The following is a 234-nucleotide window of genomic DNA, read 5'->3' as shown; positions in this document are numbered from 1 at the left end:
TGCTGGGGGCGACCATCGCGGACATCACGCTGCCGACGGAACACACGGTTCGCGTGTGGGCTGACTTCATCGGCAGCCCGATCACGTCCCTGCTGATTGCCACCGTGATCTCGTTCTGGACGCTGGGCTTTGCCCGCGGATTCACCAAGGACGACATTCTGAAGTTCACCAACGACTGCCTGGCGCCGACGGCCACCATTCTGCTGGTGATCGGGGCAGGCGGCGCGTTCAACA

Annotated in this window: 1 protein-coding gene; it reads left to right on the top strand. The window is 63.2% G+C overall.

The genetic code is table 11. The features are described from left to right. Nucleotides 1-234: GntP family permease (locus LD028_RS09460; protein ID WP_237811670.1), on the top strand; the 234-nt coding region annotated here is incomplete at both ends.

Origin of the sequence: Anoxybacillus sp. LAT27, assembly GCF_022030075.1 — a bacterium.
Lineage (GTDB): Bacteria > Bacillota > Bacilli > Bacillales > Anoxybacillaceae > Anoxybacillus > Anoxybacillus kestanbolensis.
Note: the sequence above shows the minus strand (reverse complement) of the source record. Positions and strands in the feature narration are given on the sequence as shown.